We start from the raw sequence: 23,201 nt of genomic DNA, 5'->3' as shown, positions 1-23,201 counted from the left end.
CGTGACGCGCCAAGATCACTGAAGCCAGTAGATCATGGCGTAGAGGCCGATCCACACGACGTCGACGAAGTGCCAGTAGTACGACACGACGATCGCCGACGTGGCCTGCGCCGGGGTGAACCGGCCCATGGTCGTGCGGACCATGAAGATGATGAAGGCGACCAGACCGCCGGTCACGTGCAGGCCGTGGAAGCCGGTGGTCAGATAGAACATCGACCCGTACCCGTCCGCGTTGATCTTCACGCCCTCGTGCACCAGGGTCACGTACTCGTTCAGCTGACCGAGCACGAAGATCAGACCCATCACGAAGGTGATCGTGAACCAGCGCCGCAGGGCGTGGACGTCACCCTTCTCGGCGGCGAACACCCCGAGCTGGCAGGTCACCGAGGACAACACCAGGATCACCGTGAAGGTGGTCGCGTACGGGATGTTGAGGTGCTCGGTGTGCTTCGCCCACTGCTCCGGCGCTGCCGCGCGGATGGAGAAGTACATCGCGAACAGCGCCGCGAAGAACATGAGTTCGCTGGAGAGCCACACGATCGTCCCGACGCTGACCATGTTGGGCCGCGTCAGGGAGTGGATCCGGCTCTTGTCAATGGCTGGGGCCGCAGTCACGCGGTCATTATTGCCCCTGACCACGGCCGGCGATCAGCGGGGGGCCAAACCCGTGGCGTCGGTGGCCCGATCGTGGCAGTCCGAATCGCCTGGCCTAGCCTGAAACGCGTGCAGCACGTCGATCCGATCTTCGCCGCCACCTCGGCGGTCGCCGCGCCCGGGGCGCTCGCGGCCGGCGGGGACCCGCTGCCGCCGCCGTTCACCGTGGCCCGCGTGTTCACCGAGACCCGGCTGGACAGCTGGCTGGCCCTCGGGCTGGTGCTCGCCGCCGGCCTCTACCTATACGGGGTGTACCGGCTGCGGCTGCGCGGGGACCGCTGGCCCGTCGCGCGTACCGTCTTCTTCCTCGGCCCCGGCCTCGGCGGCATCGCGGCGGTCACCGTCAGCGGCCTGCACGCGTACGACACCGCGCTGCTGTCGGTGCACATGGTGCAGCACATGGTGCTGTCGATGGTCTCCCCCATCTTCCTGGCCCTCGGCGCGCCGGTCACCCTCGCGCTGCGCACCCTGCCGGTCCGGCCGCGCAAGCGGCTGCTGGCGATCGTGCACAGCCGCGTCGCCCGGGTCTACACCTTCCCGCTGGTGGCGTTCGCCATCTTCGTGGTGAACCCGTTCGCGCTCTACTTCAGCGACCTCTACCGCTACACCCTCGAACACGCCTGGGCGCACGAGCTGGTGCACGCGCACTTCATCATGACCGGCTGCGTGTTCTTCTGGCCGCTGCTCGGGCTCGACCCGCTGCCGGGGCGCTGGCCGTACCCGGCCCGGGCGCTGCTGATGGTGCTGTCGGTGCCGTTCCACACCGTGCTCGGGCTCACGATCATGCAGAGCACCACGCTGTTCGGCGGCGACTGGTACCCGTCGCTCGGCCTCACCTGGTCCGACCCCGCCGCCGATCAGGTGGTCGCCGGGGGCATCCTGTGGGCCGGCGGCGAGTTCGTCAGCGTGACGATGCTCGCGGTCCTGGTGGTGCAGTGGGTGCGCCAGTCGGAGCGGGAGGCCCGCCGGCTCGACCGCGAGCTGGACCGCCAGGAGGCCCGCGAGCGCGCCGACCAGGCCGCGCAGTCCCCGGCCTGACCAGCGGATTCCGGTACGACCGCCGGCCCGCCCGGGCGGGACATCGACCGGCCGGCGGCGGCGGGTACGATGCTCGGCAGCTACGAGGTGGGGAGTCAGCCAGCGATGAGCGATCGTCTTTGCACCGTCCTGCTCTACAGCGACGACCCGCAGGTCCGCGACCGGATGCGGCTGGCCGTCGGCACCCGCCCGGCCCCCGGGCTGCGCGTCGAGTTCGTCGACGCGTCCGACTACGCCGGGTGCGTGCGGCTGGTCGACGAGTACGAGATCGACCTGATGCTGCTCGACGGCGAGGCGAGCCCCGGCGGCGGCCTCGGCATCGCCCGGCAGATCAAGGACGACCGGGACGACGCCCCCCCGACCTGCCTGGTGATCGCCCGCGCCGCCGACCGCTGGCTGGCCGCGTACGCCGAGGTCGACGCCACCCTCGTGCACCCGCTCGACCCGGTGACCACCGGCGCCACCGTGGCCGAGCTGCTGCGCAGCCACGCCCCCGCCTGAGCCCACCTCCCGGCCCGGGCCACCACCCGGCCTGAGCCGACTCCGGCCCGCGTGCCACCGGCGTCGCCCGGTCCGTCGTGCCGGCCCGCGCCGCTCGGCACCCGTCCCCCGCATCCCCACGCCCGCTCGGGAGGCCCGCCATGGGTGAACGGAACTGGCCGCACCTGCTCGGCGCGCTGCTGCGCGGGGAGGAGCTCTCCACCGCCGACACCGCGTGGGCGATGGGCGAGATCATGTCCGGCTCGGCGGCACCGGCCCAGATCGCCGGCTTCGCCGTCGCGCTGCGGGCCAAGGGCGAGACCCCGGCCGAGGTCGCCGGGCTGGTCGAGGCGATGCTCGGCGAGGCGGTCCCGGTCGAGCTGCCGGAGGAGCTGCGGTCGTCCGCGCTCGACGTGGTCGGCACCGGCGGTGACCTCGCCCACACCGTGAACATCTCCACCATGGCCGCCCTCGTGGTGGCCGGCGCGGGCGTGCGCGTGGTCAAGCACGGCAACCGCGCCGCCTCGTCGTCCTGCGGCACCGCCGACCTGCTGGAGTTCCTGGGCGTGCCGCTGGACCTGACCCCGGAGGGCGTGGCCCGCTGCGTGACCGAGGCCGGCATCGGCTTCTGCTTCGCCGGCCGGTTCCACCCGGGCATGCGGCACGCCGGCCCCGTCCGGCGCGAGCTGGGCGTCCCGACGTTCTTCAACTTCCTCGGCCCGCTGACCAACCCGGCCCGGCCCCGGGCCGGCGCGGTCGGCTGCTTCGACCCGCGGATGGCCCCGGTGATGGCCGCCGTCTTCGCCGCCCGGGGCGACTCGGTGCTGGTGCTGCGCGGCGAGGACGGCCTCGACGAGTTCACCACCGCCGCGCCCACCCGGGTCTGGGCGGCCCAGGACGGCACCGTCAGGGAGGCACTGCTCGACGCGACGGACCTCGGGGTGCCCCGGGTGACCCTCGCCGACCTGCGGGGCGGTGACGCGGCGTACAACGCCGGGGTGGCCCGTCGGCTGCTGGCCGGCGAGGCAGGCCCGGTCCGCGACGCGGTGCTGGTCAACGCCGCCGCCGCGCTGGCCACCCAGGGTCCGCTGGACGGCGACCTGACCGAGGCGCTGCGCGCCGGGATGGCCCGCGCCGCCGAGGCGATCGACTCCGGCGCCGCCGCGGCCGTGCTCGACCGCTGGGTCGAGGTGGCCCGCTCCGCCTGAGCCGACGCCTCCGCCCGCTCCACCTGAGCCAACGCCTCCGCCCGCTCCACCGACGCTTCGCCCGATCCGCCGACGCGGACTCGCCGCCCGCCGGCGCGAACCTGCCGCCCACTGGCACGAACCCGCTCGCCAAAGCGAACTCGACGCTCGCCGGCGCGAACGCCGTCCGGTCCACCCCTGGCGGGAATTGTCGGGCTCCCGTGGGAAACTACAGCCGAGTGATTCTCATGCCCCGGCCAGGAGAGGAGACGCCCGTGTCGGACCGCGAGCTCTACTGCGACACCTGCGAGAGCGTGCGGCCGTTCGAGGCCCCGCCGTGCGCCGACGGCCACGGCCCCGACTGCCCCGAGCTGGCCTGCACCGGCTGCGGCGCGGCGTTGCTGATCGCCACGTTCACGTTCCCGGCGACCCGGCTCGCCACCGGCGCCGCCCACGCCTCCCGCCGCCGCGCCTCCCGCCGCCGCGCGGCCTGAGCCGGTCTGGTCGACATGCCCGGCTGGGCGACATGCCCGGCTGGGCGGGACCGGCCGGGGGCCGGGCCGGCCGAGGAGCGACCCGCCTGCATGTCGGCGACATAGCGGTATCCGGGCCCCACTGATACCGCCATGTCGCCGACATGAAGTCGATCATCGGCCCGGCCCAGCGCAGGCCAAGCCCGGCCCCGGGCCAAGCCCAGCTCGGCCGCGCCGGCGCGGCGGTCTCTCGCCCCGTCGGTCCCCGACGCGGAGAAGCCCGCGCCCCCTCACCGGGGGACGCGGGCTTCTTCCGTAAGCCGGCGGGTGGCTCAGTGCTCGGCGGTACGCCGGGTGCCGCTGTAGTACTCGAAGAGCAGGCCGCAGGCGGCGAAGACGACCGTCACCAGGCCCAGGCCCAGCAGCCAGAACTGCCAGAAGACCAGGCCCAGCCCGGCGATCGCGGCGGCCAGCGCCAGCCCGAACGGCCAGTAGCTGCCCGGGCTGAAGAAGCCGATCTCGCCCGCGCCGTCGGCGATCTCGCCGTCCGGCCGGTCCTCCGGCCGCAGGTCGATGCGGCGGGAGACGAACCAGAAGAAGCCGCCGCACATCGAGCAGAGCAGGAACGACAGCAGCAGCGCCACGGTGCCGACCCACTCGACGTGGCCGCCGGAGTCGCCGTACGTCCAGGCGCCGTAGAGGATCGTCGCGCCGAAGAGGAACCCGGCGATGATCAGGAAGATACGCCACTCGGTCTTCATGCCCGCTCCCTCAGCTTCCCGCGCCGGCCGTGACGTCGTCGGGGTTGAAGTTGGCCGTGTTGCGCCGCGTGTCGAACGGCTTGGTCGTGGTGGCGTACGGGTCCTCGCCGATGGCGGTGAGCGCCTCCTGCGTCGACTTGCCGTCGCGCTTGGCGGCCAGGAACTGGTCGTACTGCTGCGGGGAGACCACGCGCAGCTCGAAGTTCATGAAGGCGTGGTAGCTGCCGCACAGCTCGGCGCAGCGGCCCACGTAGGCGCCCTCGGCGTCGAGGCTGGAGACCTCGAAGACGTTGCGGATGTTGCCCGGCATGACGTCCCGCTTGAACAGCATCTCCGGCACCCAGAAGGAGTGCACGACGTCCTTGCTGGTCTCCTCGAACCGGATGGACCGGCCGGTCGGCAGGACCAGGATCGGGATGACCTCGCTGGTGCCGAGCGTCGACGCCACCGTGTTGGCGTCCTCGCCCTGGCCGTCGCGGTAGTTGAACTGCCAGTTCCACTTGAAGGCGACGACCTCGACCGTGACGTCCGGGTTCTTCGTCGTGCGCACCACGTCGGTCTGCACGACCGCCGTGTAGTAGAAGAGCACCGACACGATCAGGATCGGGGCGATCGTGTAGAGGAACTCCATCGGCAGGTTGTAACGGGTCTGCACCGGCAGCTCGTTGCCCCGCTTGCGGTAGCGCACGACGCACCAGAAGATCAGGCCCCAGACGAACACGCCGACCGCGAGCGCCGCGATGCAGGACGCGATCCACAGGTCGTACATGCGGTGCGACTCGGGCGTGATCCCGCCCTGCGGCCAGCCGAAGCCGCCGAACGCCTTGCCGACGTCGCAGCCCGTGAGCGAGACCAGCAGCGCCGCGCCGCCGAGGCCGAGCCCGGCGAGCCGACCAGCACCACGCCGCCGGCGTCCACCGGCTCCCGGAGAAGCGCTGTGCCGTACGGCCGGGGGCCGTACCTCCGAACTCCTTGCGACCACCTGGTCCTGCCTCCCTAGCGCGCCGTGGCGGTTGGTTGTCCCCGTACCAGCGGCAAAGGCGTCACCGACGGTCGCAGATTACTCGACCATGACGGGCAGAGCCGTGTTGGGGTGGCCGTACGCCCCCTTCGGGGGGATCGTCGGCGTGCCGGCGCGATAGCGTCGGGCCGTGAGCGCATCCCCGGTCTACCTGGACGCGGCCACCGCCGCCCCGCCGCACCCGGTCGCCCGGCAGGCGCTGCTGGCCGCCCTCGACGACGGCTGGGCCGACCCGGCCCGGCTCTACGGCCAGGCCCGCCGGGCCCGCCAGCTCCTCGACGCCGCCCGGGAGGCCGCCGCGGCGACGCTCGGCGTCCGCGCCGACGAGCTGTCCTTCACCCCCAGCGGTACGGCGGCGGCGCACTCGGCGGTGCTCGGTGGCCTGGCCGGGCGGCGGCGGGTGGGCGCGACGCTGGTGCACTCCGCGATCGAGCACTCGGCCGTGCTGCACGCCGCGCAGCGGCACGTGGCCGGCGGCGGCAGCGCCGTGTCGGTGCCGGTGGACCGGCTCGGCCGGCTCGACCTCGACGCGTTCGCCGACGCGGTCCGCGCGCCGGGGGTGGCCCTCGCCGCGCTGATCGGGGCCAGCCACGAGGTGGGCACGGTGCAGCCGGTCGCTCCGGCCGCCGCCGCGTGCGCCGCCGCCGGGGTGCCGCTGTACGTCGACGCGGCGCAGCTCGTGGGCCGGGTGCCGGTGCCGGCGGGCTGGTCGGTGCTGACCGCCAGCGCGCACAAGTGGGGCGGGCCGCCCGGCGTCGGGCTGCTGGTGGTGCGCAAGGGCACCCGCTGGGAGTCGCCGTGGCCGGCGGACGAGCGGGAGTCGGGGCGTACCCCCGGGGTGGTGAACCTGCCGGCGGTCGTGGCGGCGGCGGCGAGCCTGCGCGCGGCGGCGGCCGACGCGGCGGCCGAGGCGGCCCGGCTGGCGCCGCTGGTGGACCGGATCCGGGCCCGGGTGGCGGCGGAGGTGCCCGACGTCGAGGTGGTCGGCGACCCGGTGGACCGGCTGCCGCACATGGTCACGTTCTCCTGCCTGTACGTCGACGGGGAGGCGCTGCTGCACGCGCTGGACCGGCACGGCTTCGCGGTCTCCTCCGGCTCGTCGTGCACGTCGTCGACGTTGCGCCCGTCGCACGTGCTGGAGGCGATGGGGGTGCTGTCGCACGGCAACGTGCGGGTCTCGCTGCACCGGGAGACGACGGTCGCCGACGTGGAGCGGTTCCTCGCCGAGCTGCCCGGGATCGTCGCGGCGCTGCGCGCCGAGGCGGGGGTGGTGGGGCTGTGAGCGGGCCGGTCGGGGAGGCCGCGCCGGTCGAGGTGCTGGACTGCCGGGGGCAGCGCTGCCCGCTGCCGGTGATCAAGTTGGCCCGGCGGCTGCCGGAGCTGCCGGTCGGCGCGGTGCTGCGGGTGCTCGCCGACGACCCGGCGGCAGCCGTGGACATCCCGGCGTGGTGCCGGATGCGCGGCCAGGAGTTCGTCGCCGCCCACGACGAGGGGCCTGGCTACGACGTACGCCGCGCCGGTTGACCCTTCGGCTCATCGCAGCTCAGGGGCTCGTGGCGCTCGGCAGGGCGTCGATCCAGATCAGCCGCAGCCGGCGGCCGGTGCGGGCGAAGAGCCGCAGCGCGCTCTCGGCGCTGGTGAAGTGCCCGGTCGACGTCTGGTCGTCGCAGCGCAGCAGGGCACCCTCGGCGAACGCCATGCCCCAGGCGACGACCTCGCCGTCGACCCGGTCGCCGTGCTCCTCGCAGATCGCGAACCGGCGGGGCGCGAACTCGTGCACCAGCTCGACCAGCATCCGGTGGAACTCGTCGGGTGTGCCGAGCGGTTCGGGCATCGGTGCGGGCATGGCCACCTCCACAAGTCGGTTGCTATACGTATAGCGCTGATCCTTGCCTGATGGAAGTAGGAACGGCATGATGTTCTGGTCGGTATATGAACGTGGAGGCGATGCATGGGTACGCGAACGGATCCGTCCGCGCTGCGCTGGCTGATCGGGGCCGAGCTGAACCGGTACCGGCGCGAAGCGCCGATGACGCTCACCGAACTGGCGGCCGGCACCGGCATCGGCAAGCCCAAGCTCGGTCACATGGAGACCGGCCGCTACCAGCAGTTCCCCGAGGACATCGCGACCGTGCTGCGGGCCTGCGGCGCGGACGAGGCGGCGATCGAACGGCTCACCTCGCTCGCCAACCGCTCCGACGCCAAGACCTGGTGGGCACCCTGGGCCGCTGTGATGCCGGACTGGTTCAAGACGTACGTCGGCCTGGAGGGGCTGGCCGACGGCGCGTTCGTGTTCGAGTCCATGGTCATCCCCGGCCTGCTCCAGACCGAGGAGTACGCCCAGGCGCTGACCCTGGGCACCGGCTTCGTCCGACCCGACCACGCCGAGCGGTTCGTGTCCTTCCGGCAGGCCCGCGCCCGCCGGCTCACCGACGACGAACCACTCACCCTGCACGCGGTGATCGGCGAGGCGGCGCTACGGCTGCGGGTCAACGGCGACGCCACCCGGCGGGCGCAGCTCGCGCACCTGGCCGCCATGTCCGAGCTGCCGAACGTCACCGTGCAGGTGCTCCGCCCCGAGGACGGGCCGCATGCGGCTGGAGCGATCGGCAAGTTCGTGCTGCTGGACTTCGCCAACGTGCGGCCGATCGCCTACACGGAGGTGCTCGACGGGGCGATGTACGTGCAGGATCCCGACGGCGTGCGCACCTATAGCATGGTGGCAGACAACCTGCGCCAGGTCGCCCTCTCGCCCGCCGAGTCGCGCGCGTTGATCAGGGAGTTGGCCGGCGCGGCCTGACCCCCCGGAGGCCACGATGTCCACCCCTGACCTCGCCACCGTCGACCTCGCCACCGCCCGCTGGTTCACCAGCAGCCGCAGCACCAACAACGGCGACTGCGTCGAGTGCGCCGTGCTGCCCGACATGGTGGCCGTGCGGGACAGCAAGGACCGCTCCGGCCCCACGCTCGTCTTCCCGGCCGACCGGTGGACGGCGTTCGTCACGGCAACCACCACCGGCACCCTCGCCTCGGGCCGGTAACTGACGGCTTCTTGATCGTCTGCTGTTTTCGGACAATCGCACCGGCGTGTCGTCTCACCAACCGCAGACGATCATCATCTCGCTCCGCGCCAGCCTCGCCGCCCGCCCGCCGCCTCGTGATCAAGAGGTTTGCGTCAAAGCAGAGATCGGCTTTGACGCAAACCTCTTGATCACCCAGAGCTCGCGGGGTTACGGGAGGAGGTGGGGGCGGATGTCGTCGGCTGCCTGGTCGCCGTAGGACTCCGCCAGGCGCTTGACGAAGACGTCGGGGCGCACGTCGTACTCCTGGGTGCCGACCGTCTCCAGCACCAGCGTGGCCAGCAGGGAGCCGACCTGGGCGGCGCGCTCCAGGCCCAGCCCCCAGGAGAGGGCGGCGAAGAAGCCGGCCCGGAAGCCGTCGCCGACACCCGTCGGGTCGACGGCCTGGGCCTCGCGCGCGATCGGCACGTGGAGGGTGTCGAAGTCCCGGCCCGCGATCTCCACCCCGTTGCTGCCCAGCGTGGTCACCCGGATCTTCACCAGGTCCAGCAGCTGCGCGTCGCTCAGGCCGGCCTTGCTCTGCAGCAGCGACTTCTCGTACTCGTTGGTCATGAGGTAGTCGGCGCCGTCGATGAGCCCCACCACGTCCGCGCCGTTCATGCGGGCGAGCTGCTGCGACGGGTCGGCGACGAAGGCGTACCCCCGCTCGCGGCACTCGGCGGAGTGCCGCAGCATCGCGTCGGGGTCGTTGGCGCTGACCAGGACGAGGTCGAGCCCGCCGAGCCGCTGCGCGACGGGGGCCAGCTCGATGTTGCGCGCCTCGCTCATCGCCCCGGCGTAGAAGGAGGCGATCTGGCACATGTCGGTGTCGGTGGTGCAGACGAAGCGGGCCGTGTGCGCCACCTCGCTGACGTGCACCGACTCGCAGTCGACGCCGTGGCGCTCCAGCCAGGAACGGTAGTCGGCGAAGTCCGCGCCGACCGCGCCGAGCAGGATCGGCCGCAGGCCCAGCTGGCCCATGCCGAAGGCGATGTTGGCGGCCACCCCGCCGCGGCGCAGCACCAGGTCGTCCACCAGGAAGGACAGCGAGACCTTGTCGAGCTGGTCGGCGATGAGCTGGTCGGCGAACCGGCCGGGGAAGCCCATCAGGTGGTCGGTCGCGATCGAGCCGGTCACGGCGATCTTCATGTCAACCCTCGTGGTCGGGAACACGGCGCGGGTCAGCCTACCGGTCCGGTCGGTGCCGTGGTCGCGGGTCGGACGGGGAGCGGACGGCAGGCGGTCAGGTCCCGCTCACCTCACCGTCACCCCGCACGAGGCGGCGCAGGTCGGCACCGGTCACGGCCGCCGGGGAAGTCACGGACGGTAGGGCCGGGCGGAGAAGGGACGCCGGGCCGGGCCGGGAGACGGACGGCGGGGCCACCCTCAGATCGGGGGTGGCCCCGCCGTGTCGGCCGGAGCGCGACCCAGCCGCAGTGGCCGGGCCGGGAACCGGCTGAGGTCGGACGAACTCGAGGTCGGAGTCGGGACTCAGCTGAACGAGTCGCCGCAGGCGCAGGAGTTGCCCGCGTTCGGGTTGTCGATCGTGAAGCCCTGGGCGTCGATCCGGTCGGCGAAGTCGATCGTGGCGCCGGCCAGGTAGGGGGCGCTCATCCGGTCGACGACGACCTCGACCCCGTCGTAGTCGGTGACGACGTCACCGTCGAGCGAACGCTCGTCGAAGAAGAGCTGGTACCGCAGGCCGGAGCAGCCGCCAGGCTGCACCGCCACCCGGAGCCGCAGGTCGTCACGGCCCTCCTGCTCGATCAGGGCCTTGACCTTCTGCGCCGCGACGTCGGTGAGGACGACGGAAGTAGGGGCCTTGGCCTCGGTCGACTCGGTCTGCGCTGGCGTGGTCACGTGGAAATCTCCCTGCGCGGTCTGGGTCTGGACGCACTGGCCAACGTCGTCCGTCGCCCAGTGATTCCCGATGTGTTCGCAGATCCGATGGTACGCCGCCCCGGCCGGGACCACCCGGTCGACGTGACCGGGGCCCCAGGCCGGGCCCGGGTCACGACGGGCCGGGCCCGCGCGGCGGCGGGCCGGGCCCGGACGGCAGCCACGCTGCGGGCGCTCAGCGGCTCCACTGGCGGGCCAGCCGGGCGCCGAGCTGGCGCAGCCCCTCCGCCGGGCGGCTCAGCGCCGCGTCGAGCCCGCCGCGCTCCTCGCCGCCGAAGTGCTCCACCAGGCTGTACGCGTCGGTGACGCCCGCCGAGGCGGCCTCGCGCCGCCCGGTGCTCACCTGCCCCGCCAGCACCACGCAGGGCACGCCCCGGTCCCGGGCGGCCCCGGCCACCCCGGCCACGACCTTGCCGCGCAGCGACTGGTGGTCGAAGGAACCCTCCCCGGTGATCACCAGGTCGGCGGCGTCGAGCGCGGCCGGCAGGCCGATGGCCTCGGTGACCAGGCCGATGCCGGAGGCGCACCGGCCGCCGAGGGCGAGGATCGCCGCGCCGAGGCCGCCGGCCGCTCCCCCGCCGGGCAGCGCGCCGAGGCCGGGCGGGCACCCCGGCAGGTCCTTTTCGAGTACGCCGGCGAAGCGCTCCAGCGCGGCGTCGAGCAGCAGCACGTCTTCGCGCGTCGCGCCCTTCTGCGGGCCGTAGACGTTGCTCGCCCCGTGCAGCCCGAGCAGGGGGTTGTCGACGTCGGTGGCGGCGACGAGGGTGACGCCGCGCAGCCGGGGCGCGCCGTCGAGCCCGGCGACCGCGGCCAGCGCCGCCCCGCCGTACGGCAGGGCCCGGCCGGCCGCGTCGAGCGGCGTGACGCCCAGCGCGGTGAGCAGCCCGGCCCCGCCGTCGTTGGTGCCGGAGCCGCCCAGCCCGATCACCACCGTGCGGGCCCCGTGCTCCACGGCGGCGGTGACCAGCGCCCCCAGCCCGTACGAGGTGGTGGCCTTGGGGTCGCGCTCGGCGGCGGCGAGCAGGTGCAGGCCGCACGCCTGGGCGCTCTCCAGGTATGCCGTGCCGTCGTCGGTGACCAGGATCTCACCGTCGGTGGGGCGACCGAGCGGGTCGACGGTCGGCACCGGCACCCGACGCCCGCCGAGGGCCTCCGCGAGCACGGCCACGAACCCGGGCCCGCCGTCGGCGAGGGGACGGATGAGCAGGTCGTCGCCGTCGGCCACCTCCCGCCAGCCCTCGGCCACGGCGGCGGCGACCTCCTGGGCGGGCAGCGTTCCGGCGAACTTGTCGGGGCAGAGCAGCACGCGCATGCCGAGCAGTGTGGCAGGCCACATAGGCGCGGGGCAGTGTGGCAGCACACACCGGCGCGGGCTGCCTTGTCGCCCGGCTGTGGAACCATGAGTGGCGTGACTTCGACCTGGGTGGAACCCTCCAACACCGCGACGGCCCTGCTGCTGCTCGGCCGTGGCAGCGACCCCGCCACCGAGCGTGGCGTGGAGTGTCCGGGCGACCTGCCGGCGCCCAGCGACCCCGACCTGGTGGCGCGGGCCGCGGCGGCCAAGGCGAAGCTGGGTGACAAGGTCTTCGTGCTGGGCCACCACTACCAGCGCGACGAGGTGATCCAGTTCGCCGACGTGACCGGCGACTCGTTCAAGCTGGCCCGCGAGGCGGCGGCCCGGCCGGACGCGGAATACATCGTCTTCTGCGGCGTGCACTTCATGGCGGAGAGCGCCGACATCCTCACCTCCGAGCGGCAGCGGGTGGTCCTGCCCGACCTGGCCGCCGGCTGCTCGATGGCGGACATGGCCGTGCTGACGCAGGTCGAGTCCGCCTGGGACGCGCTGACCGAGCTGGGCGTCGCGGCGCAGACGGTCCCGGTGACGTACATGAACTCGTCGGCGGACATCAAGGGCTTCGTCGGCCGCAACGGCGGCGTGGTGTGCACCTCGTCGAACGCGAAGCGGGCGCTGGACTGGGCGTTCGAGCAGGGGTCGAAGGTGCTGTTCCTGCCCGACCAGCACCTGGGCCGCAACACCGCCGTGCTGGAGCTGGGGCTGTCGCTGGACGACTGCGTCCTGTACGACCCGCACAAGCCGGGCGGCGGGCTGACCCCGGAGCAGCTGCGCGACGCGAAGATGATCCTGTGGCGCGGGCACTGCTCGGTGCACGGCCGGTTCACCCTCGACAGCGTCGAGGACGTGCGGGCGCGGGTGCCGGGGGTCAACGTGCTGGTGCACCCGGAGTGCCGGCACGAGGTGGTCACCGCCGCCGACTACGTGGGCTCGACGGAATACATCATCCGGGCCATCGAGGCGGCTCCGGCCGGCTCGGCGTGGGCGGTCGGCACCGAGCTGAACCTGGTGCGCCGGCTGGCGCTGGCCCACCCGGACAAGCAGATCATGTTCCTGGACAAGGCGGTCTGCTACTGCTCCACGATGAACCGGATCGACCTGCCGCACCTGGTGTGGGCGCTGGAGGAGCTGGTGGCGGGCCGGGTGGTCAACCAGATCACCGTGGACGCCGACACCGCGCACCACGCCCGGGTGGCGCTGGACCGGATGCTCGCCCTCCCCGGCGCGGACACCCCGCCCCCGGCGAGCACCTAATCACCCTGCGTGACCGGATGGGCACCTTATGGTGCCGGAAGCGCCGATTCGTGCCCTCCGGTCCGAGGTGACCGTCTCCATTTTCGTCACCGAGGGCTATGCTGCCGGGGCGACGACACACGCGCCCGTTTTCATCCGGCCGCATCACGGGTAACCCCCATATCGCCCGCATCACCATCAACTACGGCAGCACCGACGCGCTGGAGGTTGCGTTGACCGACGACGTCCTGGTCGTACACGGAGGTACTCCGCTGGAAGGGCGGATCCGCGTGCGCGGCGCGAAGAACCTGGTTTCCAAGGCGATGGTCGCCGCCCTGCTGGGCGACAGCCCCAGCCGGCTGTTCGACGTGCCGCGGATCCGCGACGTCGAGGTGGTCCGGGGGCTGCTCGGCCTGCACGGGGTCAAGGTCACCGACGGCGCCGAGGACGGTGAGCTGGTCTTCGACCCGGCCAACGTCGAGAGCGCCAGCACCGACCAGATCAACGTGCACGCCGGCTCCAGCCGCATCCCGATCCTGTTCTGCGGGCCGCTGCTGCACCGGCTCGGCCACGCGTTCATCCCCGACCTGGGTGGCTGCCACATCGGGCCGCGCCCGATCGACTTCCACCTCCAGGCGCTGCGCGAGTTCGGCGCCACGGTCGACAAGACCCCGGAGGGCCTGCACCTGTCGGCCCCCAACGGGCTGCACGGCACCAAGTTCGCACTGCCGTACCCGAGCGTCGGCGCGACCGAGCAGGTGCTGCTCACCGCCGTGATGGCCGAGGGCGTCACCGAGCTGCGCAACGCCGCCGTCGAGCCGGAGATCATCGACCTGATCTGCATCCTGCAGAAGATGGGCGCGATCATCAAGGTGCACACCGACCGGGTGATCGAGATCCAGGGCGTGCCGAAGCTGCACGGCTACACCCACCGGCCGATCCCGGACCGGATCGAGGCGGCGAGCTGGGCGGCGGCGGCGCTGGCCACCCGCGGCCACGTCGAGGTGCTCGGCGCGCAGCAGGCCGACATGATGACGTTCCTCAACATCTTCCGCTCCGTCGGCGGCGAGTACGAGGTGACCGACGCCCGGCCGCCGAAGCTGGGCGACCCGGGCCAGGAGGGCGGCATCCGGTTCTGGCACCCGGGCGGCGAGCTGAACGCCGTGGCGCTGGAGACCGACGTACACCCGGGCTTCATGACCGACTGGCAGCAGCCCCTCGTCGTGGCGCTGACCCAGGCCCGGGGCCTGTCGATCGTCCACGAGACGGTCTACGAGCAGCGGCTCGGCTACACCGAGGCGCTCAACACGATGGGCGCGAACATCCAGGTCTACCGCGACTGCCTCGGCGGCACCCCGTGCCGCTTCGGCCGACGCAACTTCAAGCACTCGGCCGTGATCGCCGGCCCGAGCAAGCTGCACGCCGCCGACCTGGTCATCCCGGATCTGCGCGCCGGGTTCAGTCACCTGATCGCCGCGCTCGCCGCCGAGGGCACCTCCCGGGTGTACGGCGTCGACCTGATCAACCGCGGCTACGAGGACTTCGAGGCGAAGCTGGCCGACCTGGGCGCCCACACCGAGCGTCCGTAACGCGACACGCAGTAATCCTGCTCACGTCCGCCCGCGCCCGGTGCACCGCGATGTGCACCGGGCGCGGGCGTTTGGCTACCCTTTCCGCGTGCCGTCGCTGTTTCGCCGCAAGCCCACCGACCTCGTCGAGGATTCCGTCACCACGGTGACGACCGACGAGGAGTCCGCGCGTGCCCGCCGGGGCTACACCCCGGCCAAGGGCCGCGAGACGCCGAAGCGGCCCGTGGCCGGGCGTCGGCCCGCCGGCCCGGCCAAGCCGCTGAGCAAGGAGGAGGCCCGGGAGCGGCGGCGGCAGTTGCGCACCGAGTCCGCGGCCGAGTTCCGCCGCGAGGGCGGCCCGCGCGACCGGGGCCCGGAGCGGCTGCTGGCCCGCAACGTGGTCGACTCCCGGCGCACGGTGGGCACCTGGTTCTTCGGCGGGGCGCTGATCGTGCTGCTCGGCTCCAACCAGGCGATGCCGCCGGTCGTCCGGCTGCTCTCCAACATCCTGTGGGGCGCGCTCGCCCTCGGCGTGCTGATCGACTCGGTCCTGATCAGTCGGAAGATCAAGAAGCTGGTGCGGGAACGCTTCCCGAAGACCGACCAGCGCCTGGGCTCCCTCTACCTGTACGCGATCATGCGGTCGATCACCTTCCGCCGGATGCGCGCCCCGGAGCCCCGCGTCAACATCGGCGACCCGGTCTGAGGCGTCCCCCTGGTTAAGAAGGGGCCCCTGCTCTACCGGAAGCGTTAACCAGGGGCCCCTCCTTACCCGCGTACAGGCGGGCGACGACGTCCTCGATGTCCGGCTCGACGATCGAGACGTCCCGCAGGGCGGCCCGCCCGGCCAGGGCGGCCACCACGTCGGCGACGCCCGCCGACTCCAGCGCGAACACCAGCCGGTGCCCGTCTGCCTCCACCCGCAGCAGCGGGGCGCCGGGCAGCTCCGGCGGCTGCGGCAGCGCGGTGTCCAGGTCGGCCACGACGAGGCGGCGGGAGCCGTACCGGTCGTGCAGCGCGGCGATCGGGCCGTCGTGCACCACCCGGCCGTGGTCGATCACCACGAGGCGCGGGCACAGCCGCTCGATGTCGGCCAGGTCGTGGGTGGTGAGCACGAGGGTGGTGTCGCCCGCGCGGCCCAGCTCGGCCAGGAAGCCCCGCACGGCCTGCCGGCTCACCACGTCCAGCCCGATCGTCGGCTCGTCGAGGAAGAGCACCTCGGGGCCGTGCAGCAGGGCGGCGGTCAGCTCGCCGCGCATCCGCTGGCCGAGGGAGAGCTGCCGCACCGGGGTGTCGGCGAAGGCGTCCAGGTCGAGCAGGTCGCGGCAGCGGCGCAGCCGGGCGGCGTGCGCGGCGGCCGGCACCCGGTAGACGTGCCGCAGCAGGTCGAACGACTCCCGCAGCGGCAGGTCCCACCAGAGCTGGGACCGCTGGCCGAACACCACGCCGACGCGCAGCGCCAGCCGGGTGCGCTCGGGCACCGGGCGCAGCCCGCACACGCGTACCTGGCCGGAGGTGGGGGTGAGCACGCCGGTGAGCATCTTCAGGGTGGTGGACTTGCCCGCGCCGTTCGGGCCGATGTAGCCGAGCAGCTCGCCGCGCTCGACGCGCAGGTCGACCCCGGCCACCGCCGCGACGGTGCGCTTCTCGCGGCGCAGCCGGCCGGCCCTGACCCGGACCGTGAACTCCTTGCGCAGCTCGCGCACGTCGATGACGCTCATGACCCCGTACTCCGGTAGTGGCGGACCCCGACGCGCCAGGCGGTGGCGGCGAGGGCGGCGGCGACCAGCGCGACCGTCGGCGAGGCCCAGCCCATCCAGGCCGGCAGGCCCAGCGGGTCGGCCCGGCCGAGCAACGCCAGCGCCGGCTGGTAGCTCACGAAGGCGAACCCCATCCCGTACGCGAAGGCCGCGCGGAACCAGCCGTCGAAGATCGTGACGGGGTACGAGGTGAAGTCGCGCCCGCCGTAGGTGACCGAGTTGGCCAGCTCCCCCGACTCGGTCCAGTAGAACGACACGGTGGCGGTGGCCACGAAGACCGACCCGAAGAAGACGACCCCGGCCAGCGGGGCGGCCACCGCCAGCGCCACCCGGCCCGGGGTCCACTCGATGCCGGCGCGGGCGAGCGCCACCAGCAGCACGGCCAGGCCGAACACCGCCCGGGACGCCTTGCGCAGCGGCAGGTCCATCAGCAGCAGTTGGGGCAGCGCGCCCAGCGGACGCAGCAGCACCGCGTCGAACAGGCCGGTGCGCACGTACGCGGGCAGCCGCTCGACGTTGCCGACGAGCAGGTCGGCGGTGGCGAACGCGCAGGCCGACAGGCCCACCATGACCAGCGTCTCGCGCAGCGTGAACCCGCCCAGCTCCCGGGTCACCCCGAAGATCACCAGCACGGTCACCACGTCGAAGACGGTGGCACCGACGTTGCCGACCAGGTCCACCGCGAACGACGCCCGGTACGCCGCCTGCGACCGGGCCTGCGCGCCGAGCAGCGCCCCGTACGCCCGCAGCCGGTGGTCAGCCACCCTGCACCACCAGGCGGCGCTCGGCGCGGCGCTGCACCAGCCGGCACAGGGCGAGGATCGCCACCGCCCAGCCGACCTGCAGCCCGACCAGCCCGGCCTGCACGCCCGTCGGGTCCCGCTCGACCAGCACGTCGAGCGGGGTCTGCAGGAGACTCGGGAACGGGGTGGCCAGCTGCAACGCCAGGAACAGCGCGTCGGGCAGGAACGGCAGCGGGAAGTAGAGCCCGGCGAGCACCCCCGAGCCGAGGGTCCACAGGATCTGCGGGCCCCGGACGTCCTGGAGCCAGTACGCGGTGGCGTTGACCAGGAACCGGCAGCCGAAGCAGAGCACCACCGCGACGGTCGCGGAGACCACGAACAGCGGCACGGTCGACCAGCGGGCCGGCAGGTACACGTCGAAGAAGAGCGGGCCGACCAGGACCGGCGGCAGCAGCCGGGACACGCACGCCCACCCCGCCCGGCCCAGGTCGGTGGCGAGGTAGCTGGTCACCGGATGGACCGGGCGCAGCAGGTCGCTGGCCACGTCGCCGGTGCGGATCCGCTCGGCGAGCTCGGGCCGGCCCCACAGCAGGATCACCGCGAGCATGCCCTGCCCCGCCCAGACGAAGGTGGCGAACTGCGCCCGGTCGTAGCCGGCCGCGGTGCCCGCCGCGCCCGCCGCGCCGAACAGGATGTAGCAGCGCAGGAAACCGAAGACGATGTTGGTGACGGCACCGGCCAGCGCGGCCTGGCGGTACGTGGCGTACCGTCGGAATCCGGATCGCACTATCGCACCGAATGTCCGAAACCATAGGATAACGTTTGACTCGGTGGGCGGTGCCACAGTGGCGGTGACAGAGCCCACGCCGTTACCCTCCTTCCGCAGCCACCCGCGCCGGACCGGGCGACTTTACCGGCAGGTGGGGTGCCCAGCGCGACAATTTCCAACGAGGTGACATCGCCGTGAGCGAGCGACGCGAGCCGGGCACCGGGGCTCGCCACGCGGGCGGCGACGGGACCTGCGGATGAGCGGCGACTTCATCGACCGCTGGCGCGATCCGGCCGAACCGTCCTGGGTGTTCGAACCGACCACCGAGTGGCAGCCGCAGTTCCCGGGGCAGCGCTACCCGGGCGACATCGGCGTGCGGCACCAGCCTCCCCCGCCCCGGGGTCGCGCCGCCGTCGTCGGCCGGGCCGAGGTGCAGCCGGTCAGCCCCGCCCCCGACGACCACGACCCGTACCGCCGCCCCGGACCGGACGACCACGACCGGTACCGCCGGCCGCCCGCCGACCAGGACCCGTACCGCCGGCCGGTCACCGAGCAGGAGGGCCACCGCCGGCCCGTCGCCGACCACGACCCGTACCGCCGGCCGGTCACGGGGCAGGACGGCCAGCGCCGGCCGGTCACCGAGCACGACCCGTACCGTCGATCCGGCGTCGAGCAGGACGGCTACCACCGGCCGGTCGGCGACGGGCGCCGTGCCGCCCCGGACGAGCGCGACCGCTACCGCCGACCCGCCCCCGACGAGCACGACCCCTACCGCCCGCGCCCCGCCGCCGACGACCACGCCCTCTACCGACGTCCGGCTCCGGGCGAGGCCGCCCCGCACCGGCGAGCCGCGCCCGACGAGCCCGCGCCGCACCGTCGACCCGCCACCGGCCCCGCCCCCGGCGAGGCCACCCCGCACCGACGGCACGCCGCCGACGAGCACGCCCCGTACCGCCGGCCCGCACCGGAGGAGTGGGGACCGGCCAGGCGCGGCTGGGAGGAGCGCGGACCGGACGAGGCGTACCCGCCCCGGCACCCCGCCCACGACCAGCCCGGCCGCCACGACCGGCGTGCCGCCGGCTGGACGCCGGACCGCGATGCGGCCGTCGGCCGGTACGACCAGCCGCGCCCCACCGACCACGGCCGCCGACCGGGGCCCGCCGAGGCGAGCCCGGTCTCTCCGGCGCCCCGCCGCGAGGCAGGGTGGGTGCCCGAGCCGGACGAGCACCCGAACCGGCCCTACGGCGACCGGCCGGGGCCGGCCGCCCCCGGCTGGCCGGAACGCCGCCGGCCAACGCTGGACCGCGACGGCCGTCCCGGCCCTGGCCCGGACGGGTGGCAGGCGTCGCCGGCGACCGGCACCGGTCAGGGCGCGGACCGGCTGGACCGTCAGCACGGTCGGCCCGCCGACGCGCCCGGACGCCCCCTCGCCGACGAGCCGCGTCACCCCGCCGACCGGGGCGGACCGGCGCCGCACCGGGACGGCCGACCGTACCGGGACGGGCGGGACGTGGCCGCCGCGCGCGCGGAGGAGTACCGCGAGCCCGGCGTCCGGCCGGCACCGCCGCGCGACGGCGCCCTGCCCTGGCCGCCGCCCGGTCCGCTCCGTCCGGACCTGGGCCGCAACCCGACCGCCGCCGACCCTTACCGTGCCGAGCGGCCGGCCGAGGGCCGCGGCGACGAACGGCCGGTCACCGATCGGTACGGACCCCGCCCGCCGGTCGATCGGGCCGGGTCGCCACCCCGGCAGGACAGCGCCGCTCCCGGCCCCCGGTTCGTTCCCCCGTCGCACCGGCCCGTCGAGCCGACCCGCCCGCCGAGCGAGCCGCGCCGCCCACCGGTGGAGCCGCTGCGGCCCGCAGCGGAGTCGCTGCGGCCACCACCGGTAGAACCGCTGCGGCCCCCGGCGGAGTCGCTGCGCCCGCCGGCAGAACCGCTGCGCCCGCCGGTGGAGCCCTCGCGTCCGGCGGCCGGGTCGGCGCGTCTCCCGGCCCAGCCGCACCCGCACCACGCACCGGTCGAGCCGACCCGCCCGCCGAGCGAGCCGCGCCGCCCGGCCGAGCCGGCCGCCGACCCCCTACGGTTCGCGCGGCCCACCACCCCCGCCGCGCCCGTCGGCGGATCGCCCGCCGCCGGCGTACCGGCGAGCGGCGTGCCCGTGAGCGGCGGCGCACCCGTCAGCGGCGGCGTGCCCGTCAGCGGGCCGCCGGCCCGGCCGGTCTCGGGGCCGCCGGCCCGGCCGGTCTCCAGGCCGCAGGCGACCGGGCCGGTCTCCGCGCCGCCGACCGAGCTCACGCCGGCCGCGTCGGCGGCACCGGTCTCCGCGCCGCCCGCCGAGCCCGTCGCCGCGCCACCACCCGTCTCCATGCCGCCCGCCGAGCCCGTTCCCCCGCCGCCCGCCGAGCCCGTATCCGCGCCGCCCGCCGCCCGGCTGCGGCTGGAGTTCCTGCCCGCCCCCGGGCCGACCGAGCCCCGGCCCGTGCCCGGCGAGCCCACGGCAGTCAGGGACGACCCGGCCCGCCCGGACGTGTCGGTCGAGGCCGCTCCGGTCGCCGCTTCTGCACCGCCGGACGAGCGGCCGAGCCCGCCGCGACCGGAGCAGCCCGTGCTGCCGGTGCCGTCCACCGCCCGGGAGTCGGCGAACCCGACGCCAGAGCCGCCGTCCACCGCCGCCGAACCCCGGCCGCCGGCCACCCGGGCACCGGGCGAGTCGCCGGATGCCGCGCCGGTCGACCCGACCGCCACCGCCGAGCCCGAGACCACCGCCGAAGCCAAGGCCGAGGCCGCCGCCATCGGGGCCGAGGTCACCACCGGGCCCGAGGCCGGCACCGAGGCCGAGTTCGCCGCCGAGCCCCGGGCCGCCGCCGAGCCTGTAGCCACAGCCGAACCCGAAGGCGCGGCCGAGCCCGAAGTCGTCACCGGGCCCGCCGGGTCGAGCGTCGCGACCGGTCCGGCGGTGCCCGGCGAACCGGCTGTCGCCGCAGGACCGGATGTCCCCCGCCGGCCCACCGTGCCCGCCGACGCGACCGAGGCCACCGCGCCGGAGGAAAGCACGCCGGAGAAGGAACCCGCCGGCCGGGAGGAGAACGTCGACCGAGGTGACGCCGTCGACCCGGCCGGGACCGTGGTCGCCTCGGCCGTCGACGTGCGGGCCGGGGAGGCGCGGGACGCCGGGGCGCCGGACGACGGCACCCCCGGTGGATCCGACCGGCCCCGGGCAGCGGACGAGCGGCCGTCCCCTGAGCCGGCACGCGCGGCGACGCCGCCACCGCCGGAGCATTCCGACGCGTGGTTCCGGCCGAACAGATCGGCGGCGCCGGCCCCCGAGCCGGCCACGCCCGCCGCCGCTGCGGGCCCGGTCCCCGCCCCAGCCCAGGTCTCGCCCACCACGCCGACCCAGGCCCCGACCCCGACGCCGGCCCAGGATCCGAAGCCGGCTTCGGCACCGGCGTCGGCACCGGTCCAGGCTCCGGCTCCGGCTCCGGCTCCGCTGAAGGTTCCGGCTCCGGCCGATGCGGGCGCGGCGACGCCGCCCGCCCCGCAGCCCGCCGGTGGCCCGGCCGGCCGGGCCACCGACCCACGCCCGGTGAGCGCCGCGCCCGCGTCGCCGGTGTCCGCACCTCCGGCCGGGTCCGCGCCGCTCGTCGCCCACCCCGCACCGGAGCAGCCGCGTCCCGTCTCGGCACCGCCCGCCCGCCCCGTGTCCGGCGTGCCCGCCCCACCGGTGTCCGGCGTGCCCGCCCCACCGGTGTCCGGCCCACCCGCGCGGCCGGTGTCCGGCATGCCCGCCTATCCCGTGTCCGGCGTACCCGCGTGGCCCGTGTCGCCGGCCGGACCCGCTGCCGGGGCGGAGCCACGACCCGGCCGGGAGCGGCGGGCCGCCCCGGCCGACCCGGAGCAGACGCTCGCGGCCCTGCGCTGGCGCCTGCACCCGGAGACCCTGCGCGAGGAGACCGACGACCCGGAGCTGCTGCGCAGCGTGCGGGAGGGGCTGACCGCCAAGCTCGACGTCGCCTTGGACAACCGATCCCGGGCCCGGCTGCTGAGCCTGCGGGCGGTGGCGTCGCGCCTGCTCGGCGACCTGGGGGACGCGGTCGACGACGCCCGGCTCGCGCTGACGTACGCCGAGGCCACCGGCGAGTTGCGGCGGACCGCGCTGGCGCGGGCGCGGCTGGCCCACGTGCTGCGCTGGCGGGGCGAGTTCGCCGAGGCCGACCGGCTCTTCGCGGAGGCCAACTCGACCGAGCTGCCCGACCGGCTGCGCGCGGCCCTGCACGAGCACGCCGGCCGCTGCTGCTATGACCAGGGCCGGCTGATCGAGGCGTGCCAGCACTTCGAGCGGGCCCTCGACCTGCGCCGGTCCGCCGACCCGGAGCTGCTCGCCCGCACCCGGATCGCACTCGACGCGGTCGCCGAGCGGGCCGGGCGGGACGGCTTCGGCCCCTACCCGCGCGGGCGGTCGGAGATCCTGCGCACGCCCCGGCCGCCGGTGCCGACGTACGACGAGGACCTGGACCGGTGGGGCTACGCCGACGCCGACGGCAACCTGGTGATCGGCACCGACTACGCCGAGGTGCAGCCGTTCCGCGAGGGCGTGGCCTGGGTACGCCGGCCGGAGGGCACCCGGTGGGCACTGATCGACGACTCGGGCCGCACCCTGATCCAGGCCAACAACGGCTACCGGTCGGTCGGTTCGTTCTCCGACGGCCTCGCCTGGGTGTCGATGGACGGCACCGGCAACTGGATGGCCGTCGATCCGTCCAACATGGTGGTGATCCCGCCAGGCTTCGACGACGTCCGGCCGTTCCGGGGCGGGGTGGCGACGGTTCGCGTCGACGGCGGCTGGGGGGCGGTGGACCGCACCGGCACGGTGGTGGTGCCCACCCGTTACCACGGCTTCACCACGGCTCTGGCCGACGGCCGCTACGTCGACGGCTTCACCGAGGAGGGGCTGGCCGTGGTGGAGCTGAACGGCCGGCGCGGGGTGGTGGACCGCACGGGCCGGGTGCTGGTGGCCCCGGCGCACCCGGCGCTGGTGGTGCACCCGGTGGCGTACCTGGTCGGCGACGGCCTCGGCCGCTGGGGTGCGCTGGACCGGCGCGGCGAGCCGCTGATCGACCCGGTGCACCCGAGCCGGGACCGGGTGGTCGAGCAGATCGACCACCTGCTCGCCGACGCCAGCCCGCTGGTCTGACCCGGGCC

22 protein-coding genes are annotated in these 23,201 nt (G+C 74.6%); 12 read left to right on the top strand and 10 right to left on the bottom strand.

All coding sequences use genetic code 11. The features are described from left to right. Window positions 1-15: 15 nt before the first annotated feature. Window positions 16-615 (bottom strand): aa3-type cytochrome oxidase subunit III, encoded by a 600-nt coding sequence (gene ctaE / locus GA0070558_RS27315; RefSeq protein ID WP_043967173.1) that lies wholly within the window; start codon window positions 613-615, stop codon window positions 16-18. Window positions 616-723: 108 nt separating this feature from the next. On the opposite strand from ctaE, the gene GA0070558_RS27310 reads away from it, so the two are divergent. The 4 genes from GA0070558_RS27310 to GA0070558_RS27295 all read left to right on the top strand — a co-directional run bounded on the left by GA0070558_RS27310 (window position 724) and on the right by GA0070558_RS27295 (window position 3,853). Further along, on the top strand, window positions 724-1,692 hold the full coding sequence (locus tag GA0070558_RS27310; protein ID WP_043967171.1) for a cytochrome c oxidase assembly protein: 969 nt from the start codon (window positions 724-726) through the stop codon (window positions 1,690-1,692). Between the two features lie 105 nt (window positions 1,693-1,797). Further along, window positions 1,798-2,193 (top strand): hypothetical protein, encoded by a 396-nt coding sequence (locus GA0070558_RS27305; RefSeq protein WP_043967169.1) that lies wholly within the window; start codon window positions 1,798-1,800, stop codon window positions 2,191-2,193. A gap of 140 nt (window positions 2,194-2,333) precedes the next feature. Then, complete coding sequence (trpD, locus tag GA0070558_RS27300; protein ID WP_091284835.1) at window positions 2,334-3,380, top strand: anthranilate phosphoribosyltransferase; 1,047 nt, start codon at window positions 2,334-2,336, stop codon at window positions 3,378-3,380. Window positions 3,381-3,634: 254 nt separating this feature from the next. Further along, the gene (locus GA0070558_RS27295; RefSeq protein ID WP_091284834.1) at window positions 3,635-3,853 is read left to right on the top strand and encodes a hypothetical protein; all 219 of its coding nucleotides are present in this window, start codon (window positions 3,635-3,637) and stop codon (window positions 3,851-3,853) included. 311 nt (window positions 3,854-4,164) lie between these two features. Here GA0070558_RS27295 and GA0070558_RS27290 read toward each other — a convergent pair whose 3' ends face one another. After that, window positions 4,165-4,593, bottom strand: a complete 429-nt coding sequence (locus tag GA0070558_RS27290) for a cytochrome c oxidase subunit 4 (RefSeq protein WP_091284832.1) — start codon at window positions 4,591-4,593, stop codon at window positions 4,165-4,167. Between the two features lie 10 nt (window positions 4,594-4,603). After that, complete coding sequence (gene ctaC / locus GA0070558_RS27285) at window positions 4,604-5,575, bottom strand: aa3-type cytochrome oxidase subunit II (RefSeq protein ID WP_091284830.1); 972 nt, start codon at window positions 5,573-5,575, stop codon at window positions 4,604-4,606. Between the two features lie 169 nt (window positions 5,576-5,744). Between ctaC and GA0070558_RS27280 the strand changes: the two genes are divergently transcribed. Next, a complete protein-coding gene (locus GA0070558_RS27280; protein ID WP_091284828.1) occupies window positions 5,745-6,896 on the top strand; it encodes a cysteine desulfurase family protein in 1,152 nt (383 codons plus the stop codon). Further along, the gene (locus GA0070558_RS27275; RefSeq protein WP_091284826.1) at window positions 6,893-7,138 is read left to right on the top strand and encodes a sulfurtransferase TusA family protein; all 246 of its coding nucleotides are present in this window, start codon (window positions 6,893-6,895) and stop codon (window positions 7,136-7,138) included. Before GA0070558_RS27280 ends, GA0070558_RS27275 begins: the two co-directional genes overlap by 4 nt. Before the next feature lie 19 nt (window positions 7,139-7,157). On the opposite strand, the gene GA0070558_RS27270 is transcribed toward GA0070558_RS27275, so the two are convergent. Further along, the gene (locus tag GA0070558_RS27270) at window positions 7,158-7,460 is read right to left on the bottom strand and encodes a hypothetical protein (protein WP_141722337.1); all 303 of its coding nucleotides are present in this window, start codon (window positions 7,458-7,460) and stop codon (window positions 7,158-7,160) included. Window positions 7,461-7,565: 105 nt separating this feature from the next. Here GA0070558_RS27270 and GA0070558_RS27265 point away from each other — a divergent pair, with 105 nt between their 5' ends. Beyond that, window positions 7,566-8,414: a helix-turn-helix domain-containing protein gene (locus tag GA0070558_RS27265; RefSeq protein WP_091284822.1), complete on the top strand. Its 849-nt coding sequence runs from the start codon at window positions 7,566-7,568 to the stop codon at window positions 8,412-8,414. Between the two features lie 16 nt (window positions 8,415-8,430). Beyond that, on the top strand, window positions 8,431-8,655 hold the full coding sequence (locus tag GA0070558_RS27260) for a DUF397 domain-containing protein (RefSeq protein ID WP_091284820.1): 225 nt from the start codon (window positions 8,431-8,433) through the stop codon (window positions 8,653-8,655). A gap of 189 nt (window positions 8,656-8,844) precedes the next feature. On the opposite strand, the gene GA0070558_RS27255 is transcribed toward GA0070558_RS27260, so the two are convergent. The 3 genes from GA0070558_RS27255 to GA0070558_RS27245 form a co-directional block, all read right to left on the bottom strand. Then, window positions 8,845-9,822, bottom strand: coding sequence for a carbohydrate kinase family protein (locus GA0070558_RS27255; protein ID WP_091284818.1), 978 nt, complete (start codon window positions 9,820-9,822; stop codon window positions 8,845-8,847). A gap of 342 nt (window positions 9,823-10,164) precedes the next feature. Next, window positions 10,165-10,533, bottom strand: a complete 369-nt coding sequence (erpA, locus tag GA0070558_RS27250) for an iron-sulfur cluster insertion protein ErpA (RefSeq protein ID WP_013735179.1) — start codon at window positions 10,531-10,533, stop codon at window positions 10,165-10,167. 214 nt (window positions 10,534-10,747) lie between these two features. Further along, window positions 10,748-11,908 carry a glycerate kinase family protein gene (locus GA0070558_RS27245; RefSeq protein WP_176734397.1) on the bottom strand — a complete coding sequence of 387 codons (1,161 nt, stop codon included), beginning with the start codon at window positions 11,906-11,908 and terminating at the stop codon, window positions 10,748-10,750. A 72-nt stretch (window positions 11,909-11,980) separates the two neighbouring features. On the opposite strand from GA0070558_RS27245, the gene nadA reads away from it, so the two are divergent. From nadA to GA0070558_RS27230, 3 genes are all read left to right on the top strand, one after another. Continuing rightward, complete coding sequence (gene nadA, locus GA0070558_RS27240) at window positions 11,981-13,180, top strand: quinolinate synthase NadA (protein WP_091284815.1); 1,200 nt, start codon at window positions 11,981-11,983, stop codon at window positions 13,178-13,180. A gap of 212 nt (window positions 13,181-13,392) precedes the next feature. Next, window positions 13,393-14,748 carry a UDP-N-acetylglucosamine 1-carboxyvinyltransferase gene (murA, locus tag GA0070558_RS27235; protein WP_074474807.1) on the top strand — a complete coding sequence of 452 codons (1,356 nt, stop codon included), beginning with the start codon at window positions 13,393-13,395 and terminating at the stop codon, window positions 14,746-14,748. 88 nt (window positions 14,749-14,836) lie between these two features. Continuing rightward, on the top strand, window positions 14,837-15,433 hold the full coding sequence (locus tag GA0070558_RS27230) for a DUF3043 domain-containing protein (protein ID WP_091284814.1): 597 nt from the start codon (window positions 14,837-14,839) through the stop codon (window positions 15,431-15,433). Between the two features lie 13 nt (window positions 15,434-15,446). Here GA0070558_RS27230 and GA0070558_RS27225 read toward each other — a convergent pair whose 3' ends face one another. The 3 genes from GA0070558_RS27225 to GA0070558_RS27215 are packed head-to-tail and all read right to left on the bottom strand — an operon-like array spanning window position 15,447 to window position 18,095. Next, window positions 15,447-16,448 carry an ABC transporter ATP-binding protein gene (locus GA0070558_RS27225; protein ID WP_091284812.1) on the bottom strand — a complete coding sequence of 334 codons (1,002 nt, stop codon included), beginning with the start codon at window positions 16,446-16,448 and terminating at the stop codon, window positions 15,447-15,449. Next, entirely contained in the window at window positions 16,445-17,251 is an 807-nt protein-coding gene (locus GA0070558_RS27220) for an ABC transporter permease (protein ID WP_091284810.1), read from the bottom strand. The genes GA0070558_RS27225 and GA0070558_RS27220 overlap by 4 nt, the downstream gene beginning before the upstream one ends. Then, entirely contained in the window at window positions 17,244-18,095 is an 852-nt protein-coding gene (locus GA0070558_RS27215; RefSeq protein WP_091284808.1) for an ABC transporter permease, read from the bottom strand. Before GA0070558_RS27215 ends, GA0070558_RS27220 begins: the two co-directional genes overlap by 8 nt. Before the next feature lie 160 nt (window positions 18,096-18,255). Here GA0070558_RS27215 and GA0070558_RS34640 point away from each other — a divergent pair, with 160 nt between their 5' ends. Next, window positions 18,256-23,193 (top strand): WG repeat-containing protein, encoded by a 4,938-nt coding sequence (locus tag GA0070558_RS34640; RefSeq protein WP_256092151.1) that lies wholly within the window; start codon window positions 18,256-18,258, stop codon window positions 23,191-23,193. Window positions 23,194-23,201 lie beyond the last annotated feature (8 nt).

It is taken from the genome of Micromonospora haikouensis, assembly GCF_900091595.1.
In the GTDB taxonomy this organism is placed as follows: domain Bacteria; phylum Actinomycetota; class Actinomycetes; order Mycobacteriales; family Micromonosporaceae; genus Micromonospora; species Micromonospora haikouensis.
This window is presented reverse-complemented; position numbering and strand designations above follow the sequence as displayed.